General features: G+C 68.8%; 7 protein-coding genes and 1 tRNA gene. 1 reads left to right on the plus strand and 7 read right to left on the minus strand.

Annotated elements, in window-relative coordinates; translation table 11 throughout:
• The 6 genes from nuoE to FV223_RS19010 all read right to left on the minus strand — a co-directional run.
• A partial coding sequence (gene nuoE / locus FV223_RS18985; RefSeq protein ID WP_147728466.1) for an NADH-quinone oxidoreductase subunit NuoE occupies positions 1-761 on the minus strand: 761 nt, incomplete at its 3' end.
• A 21-nt stretch (positions 762-782) separates the two neighbouring features.
• Positions 783-1973: an NADH-quinone oxidoreductase subunit D gene (locus FV223_RS18990; RefSeq protein ID WP_147728467.1), complete on the minus strand. Its 1191-nt coding sequence runs from the start codon at positions 1971-1973 to the stop codon at positions 783-785.
• 78 nt (positions 1974-2051) lie between these two features.
• A complete protein-coding gene (locus FV223_RS18995; RefSeq protein WP_147728468.1) occupies positions 2052-2435 on the minus strand; it encodes a four helix bundle protein in 384 nt (127 codons plus the stop codon).
• Between the two features lie 41 nt (positions 2436-2476).
• Positions 2477-3124 carry an NADH-quinone oxidoreductase subunit C gene (locus FV223_RS19000; protein WP_147728469.1) on the minus strand — a complete coding sequence of 216 codons (648 nt, stop codon included), beginning with the start codon at positions 3122-3124 and terminating at the stop codon, positions 2477-2479.
• A 9-nt stretch (positions 3125-3133) separates the two neighbouring features.
• Positions 3134-3721 (minus strand): NADH-quinone oxidoreductase subunit B, encoded by a 588-nt coding sequence (locus FV223_RS19005; protein WP_147728470.1) that lies wholly within the window; start codon positions 3719-3721, stop codon positions 3134-3136.
• 39 nt (positions 3722-3760) lie between these two features.
• Complete coding sequence (locus FV223_RS19010; protein WP_147728471.1) at positions 3761-4126, minus strand: NADH-quinone oxidoreductase subunit A; 366 nt, start codon at positions 4124-4126, stop codon at positions 3761-3763.
• 359 nt (positions 4127-4485) lie between these two features.
• On the opposite strand from FV223_RS19010, the gene FV223_RS19015 reads away from it, so the two are divergent.
• Positions 4486-4562: transfer RNA gene (locus FV223_RS19015), tRNA-Asp, on the plus strand.
• Positions 4563-4635: 73 nt separating this feature from the next.
• On the opposite strand, the gene FV223_RS19020 is transcribed toward FV223_RS19015, so the two are convergent.
• On the minus strand, positions 4636-5489 hold an 854-nt coding region (locus tag FV223_RS19020; protein WP_147728472.1), incomplete at its 5' end, for a sensor histidine kinase.

Here is a 5489-nt window from a genome sequence, read left to right on the forward strand (position 1 = left end):
ACGGCGCGGCCGGCATCGGGCTTGGCGATCTTCGGCTCGCTCGCCGCGCGCGCCTCGGTCGAGGCGGCCTCGTCCTTGCCCCGGGCCTCCTCGCCCTCGGCCTTGCTCTTGTCCTCGAAGCGCTGGCGCCAGGCGCCGACGCGCGACCCGTCGAACAGCGTCGCGTCGGTCAGCGTCGCGGCGCCGCCCTGCGGCTCCGACGAGACGCGGCCGGTCTGCGAGCCGACCTTGACCGGACGGCCGGCGGCGAGGTCGTCCATCAGCCGGCCGAGGCTCTCGGGCGTCAGGTCCTCGTAGTAGTCCTGATTGATCTGCACCATCGGCGCATTGCAGCAGGCACCGAGGCACTCGACCTCCAGCCAGGAGAAGTTGCCGTCGGCGGACACGTGCCCCGGCGCGCCGAGGCGGGCGTGCAGCATGTCCTTCAGCTCGCGCGCGCCGCAGGAATCGCACGGCACCGTGCCGCAGAGCTGGATCCAGAACCGGCCCACCGGCTCCAGCGCGAACATCGTGTAGAAGGTCGCGACCTCGAGCACGCGGATGTGCGGCATGCCGAGCTCGTCGGCCACCGCCTCGATCGCGCGCCGCGGCAGCCAGCCACCGTTCTGCTCCTGCGCCTTCCACAGCAGCGGGATCACGGCGGAGGCCTGGCGGCCCTCCGGGTACTTCTCGATCTGGCCCCTGGCCCAGTCCGCGTTCTCCGGCGTGAACGCGAAGCTCTCGGGCTGCTCGGCGGCGGGGGCGAGCCTGCGGTTCGACATATCAGTTCTGGCCCTTCCAGCTCACCGGTCCACCTCGCCGAAGACGATGTCGAGCGTGCCGAGCACGCAGGACACGTCGGCGAGCAGGTGCCCGCGGCACATCCAGTCCATCGCCTGGAGGTGGGCGAAGCCCGGAGCGCGAATCTTGCAGCGATACGGCTTGTTGGTGCCGTCGGAGACGAGGTAGACGCCGAACTCGCCCTTGGGCGCCTCGACCGCGGCGTAGACCTCGCCGGCGGGCACGTGGAACCCTTCCGTGTAGAGCTTGAAGTGGTGGATGAGCGCTTCCATCGAGCGCTTCATCTCCCGGCGCGGCGGCGGCGCGAACTTGCCGTCGATCGAGGCGATCGGCCCCTGCCCCGCCGGCTCGCGCAGCTTGACGCAGCATTGCCGCATGATCTTCACGGATTCCCGCATCTCCTCCATGCGGATCACCTGGCGATCGTAGGTGTCGCCGTTCTTCCCCACGGGGATGTCGAACTCCATCTCCTCGTAGCACTCGTAGGGCTGCGACTTGCGCAGGTCCCACGGGATGCCGGAGCCGCGCACCATCGGGCCGGAGAAGCCCCAGGCCATCGCCTCGTCCACCGAGACGATGCCGATGTCGACGTTGCGCTGCTTGAAGATGCGGTTGGACATGACGAGGTCGTCGAGGTCCTGCACCACCTGCAGGAACGGGTCGCAGAACGCCTCGATGTCGTCGATCAGCGCGGGCGGCAGGTCCTGGTGCACGCCGCCGGGACGGAAGTAGTTGGCGTGGAGCCGGGCGCCCGAGGCCCGCTCGTAGAAGATCATCAGCTTCTCGCGCTCCTCGAAGCCCCAGAGCGGGGGCGTCAGCGCGCCGACATCCATCGCCTGCGTCGTGACGTTCAGGAGGTGGGAGAGCAGCCGGCCGATCTCGCAGAACAGGGTGCGGATGAGCTGGGCCCGCCGCGGCACCTCGATGCCCGCGAGCTTCTCGATCGCCAGGCAGAAGGCATGCTCCTGGTTCATCGGCGAGACGTAGTCGAGCCGGTCGAAATACGGCGTGACCTGGAGGTAGGTCTTGTACTCGATCAGCTTCTCGGTGCCGCGATGGAGCAGGCCGATATGCGGATCGACGCGCTCGACCACCTCGCCGTCGAGCTCCAGCACGAGGCGCAGCACGCCGTGCGCCGCCGGATGCTGCGGCCCGAAATTGATCGCGAAGTTGCGGATGTTATGCTCGGTCATGCCTGAACTCCGGCGCTGCCGAAGGGCGAATAGCGAATAGCCAATAGCGAATAGGGGTTCGTCGTCATGATTGAGGCCCTACCTGCCGTCCGGCGATTTCTGAAGGGAGCGGATCAGCGCACGCACCATTTTGCCGAGGTCGTCGCAGCGCGCGAGCAGACCGGCGGCGGATGGCGCCTTCATGTGACCGACGCGGCTCGAGAGAATCACGTGGGTCTCGAGTTCCTTCAGCGAACCCTGTGCCACGCGCAGGAACTGGACGAACGCCCCCGGGGTCTCGCGGCCATGCCCTTCGGCGATGTTGGCCGCGATGGATGCGGCAGCGCGACGGATCTGTGACGTCAGGGCGAACGTCTCCTCACGCGGGAACGACCGCGTCTCACCGTAGCATGCTTCAGCCAGCGTCATTGCGTCCTGCCAAACCTTCAGATCCCGATAGGAGTTGATCGTCGCACGGTCCACGACCCACCCCCTATTCGCCACTCCCTATTCGCTATTCGCGCTCAAGCCGTCTTCTTCTCGTCGCCGGGAAGCACGTATTCGGTGCCCTCCCACGGCGACAGGAAGTCGAAGTTCCGGAATTCCTGCGTCAGCTTCACCGGCTCGTAGACCACCCGCGCCTCATCCTGGTCGTAGCGGACCTCGACGAAGCCGGTGAGCGGGAAGTCCTTGCGCAGGGGGTGGCCCTCGAAGCCGTAATCGGTGAGCAGCCGGCGCAGGTCCGGGTGGCCCGAGAACAGGATGCCGTAGAGGTCGTAGGTCTCGCGCTCGTACCAGTTGGCCGCCGGGAACACCTCGATCACGGAAGGGACCGGCGTGACCTCGTCGGTGCGCACCTTGACCCGGATGCGGCAATTGTGACGCAGGCTGAGCAGGTGGTAGACCACGTCGAAGCGCTCGGCGCGGCTCGGATAGTCGGCGCCGCAGATGTCGATGAAGTTCCGGAAGGCGCAGGCCGGATCGTCGCGCAGGAACGTCAGCGCGAAGACGATGTCCGAGGCCTGGACGATCAGCGTCAGCTCGCCGAGCGCGATGGTGCGCTCGACCACCGCCGGGCCGAGCGCACCGGCGACGTGGTCCGACAGCGCCTGCAGCGCCGCGTCGCCGGAGACCGGCTGGGTGTGGGCGAGGATCGAGATGCCGTTGGTCATCGCGTCACCTCAGCGCTCGATCGTGCCGGTGCGGCGGATCTTCTTCTGCAGGAGCAGCACGCCGTAGAGCAGCGCTTCCGCCGTCGGCGGGCAGCCCGGAACGTAGATGTCGACCGGCACGACCCGGTCGCAGCCGCGCACCACCGAATACGAATAGTGGTAGTAGCCGCCGCCGTTGGCGCAGGACCCCATCGAGATCACGTAGCGCGGCTCCGGCATCTGGTCGTAGACCTTGCGCAGCGCCGGGGCCATCTTGTTTGTCAGCGTGCCGGCGACGATCATCACGTCGGACTGGCGGGGCGAACCGCGCGGGGCGAAGCCGAAGCGCTCGCAATCGTAGCGCGGCATCGACATCTGCATCATCTCGACGGCGCAGCAGGCCAGCCCGAACGTCATCCACATCAGCGAGCCGGTGCGGGCCCAGTTGATCAGGTCGTCGGTGGAGGTGATCAGGAACCCGCGGTCGGCGAGCTCGGCGCTGATCGTCAGAAAGGTCGGGTCGTCCGCGCCGATCGGACGTCCGGTGTTCGGGTCGACGAGCCCCTTGGCCTGCGGCGCGATCGCCGGGGCGCGGGACAGTTCGGGAGTGAAGGCCATGGATGCCTCAGGAGCGGACGGGCGGGGCGACGACGCGGGCTAATCCCATTCGAGGGCGCCCTTGCGCCACTCGTAGACGAAGCCGACGGTGAGGACCCCGAGGAAGGCCATCATCGACCACATGCCGAACCAGCCGAGATCCCCGAACGTGATGGCCCAGGGGAACAGGAAGGCGACTTCGAGGTCGAAGATGATGAACAGGATGGCGACGAGGTAGAACCGCACGTCGAACTTCATGCGGGCGTCGTCGAAGGCGTTGAAGCCGCACTCGTAGGCCGAGAGCTTTTCCGGATCCGGGCTCGAATAGGCCACCAGGAACGGGGCCACCAGGAGAGCCGCCGCGATGAACAGCGATACGCCGAGGAACACGATGAGCGGCAGGTAATCCGCCAGGAGACCGGTCATGCGACACCTCTCACGCGCTGGACTGCGCCGCCCTGAGTTTCACCGAACGGCGATATGGAATTGCTCCAATGCCAGAGTGCGCGCGGGCCGAGGCTTAGTCGAGCCGACCCGGTGAAACAAGCCGTTTGCGCGTCGCACAATCGCGGCTTGAGACAGACAGGTGGCGCTGTGTCAGGCCTTCGCCAACACGGCAGATCGGCGCAGGCCCGGCAAGGTCCGAGCCGGCCCGGCGGCACCGGGATCGGGCCATGCGGACAATCGCGCTCCGCGTGGCAAGCTCGCGCTTGACACTCCCTGCCCCCCCACATAAACCCCCGCTCGTCGCCGAGGCCCACCGGGCCTTCGAGCGGATGCGCCGTGCGGGCGTAGCTCAGTTGGTTAGAGTGCCGGCCTGTCACGCCGGAGGTCGCGGGTTCGAGTCCCGTCGCCCGCGCCACGTTTCCTCCCTCCCCATCCAGACCGAATCAGCCCTCCGGCTTCGTGCCGTCGAGAGCTTTCCGCGTTCGGCTCTAGCCCGGCAGAACGAGGGTCGCGCGCAGGCCGCCGAGGCCGGACCGGTCGAGCGTCAGGCCGCCGCCGTAGAGCTCGGCCAGCTCCAGGGTGATCGACAGGCCGAAGCCGTTGCCCGGCACGCTCTCGTCGAGCCGCTGCCCGCGGCGCAGGACGGACGCCGCCTCGGCCGGATCGAGGCCCGGCCCGTCGTCCTCGACGCGAATCGCCACCGCCCCCTCGGCCGGGGCCGCCGAGACGCGGACCTCGCCGCGGCACCACTGGCAAGCGTTGTCCATCAGGTTCCCGAGCATCTCGTCGAGGTCCTGCGCCTCGCATCCCACGGCCAACCCCTCGGCGAGGTTTGCCTGGATCCGCACGCCCTTGGCCGCATGCAGCCGCCCCAGCGTCGCGGCGAGGTCCCCGACAGGGCTCGCGAGGTCGATCCGGCCGCGGGCCGTGCCTTCCAGCGCCGCGGCGCGCGCCCGGCGCAGGTGGTGGCGGACCTGCCGGTCCATCGAGCCGACGAGGTCGCTCAAGGTGCCGTCGGCGTCGCGGGCCGGGTCGGCGAGCGCCAGGGTCAGGGTGGCGAGCGGCGTCTTGAGGCCGTGGGCGAGGTTCGCGACATGGGTGCGGGCCCGATCGAGGTTGGCCGCGTTCTGGTCCAGCAGCGCGTTGAGCTCGGCGACCAGCGGCCGGATCTCCGTCGGCTGCGCCACCGGCACCCGCTCGCGCCGCCCGGCACGCACCTCGGCGAGGTCCGCGCGCAGGCGCTGCAGCGGCGCGAGGCCGAGGCGCACCTGCGCCAGCACCCCGCCGATCAGGCAGAGGCCGAGCACCGCGAGCGCCAGCGCCAGCGTGGTCAGGGCCTCGC

Origin of the sequence: Methylobacterium sp. WL116 (genome assembly GCF_008039455.1) — a bacterium.
Lineage (GTDB): Bacteria > Pseudomonadota > Alphaproteobacteria > Rhizobiales > Beijerinckiaceae > Methylobacterium.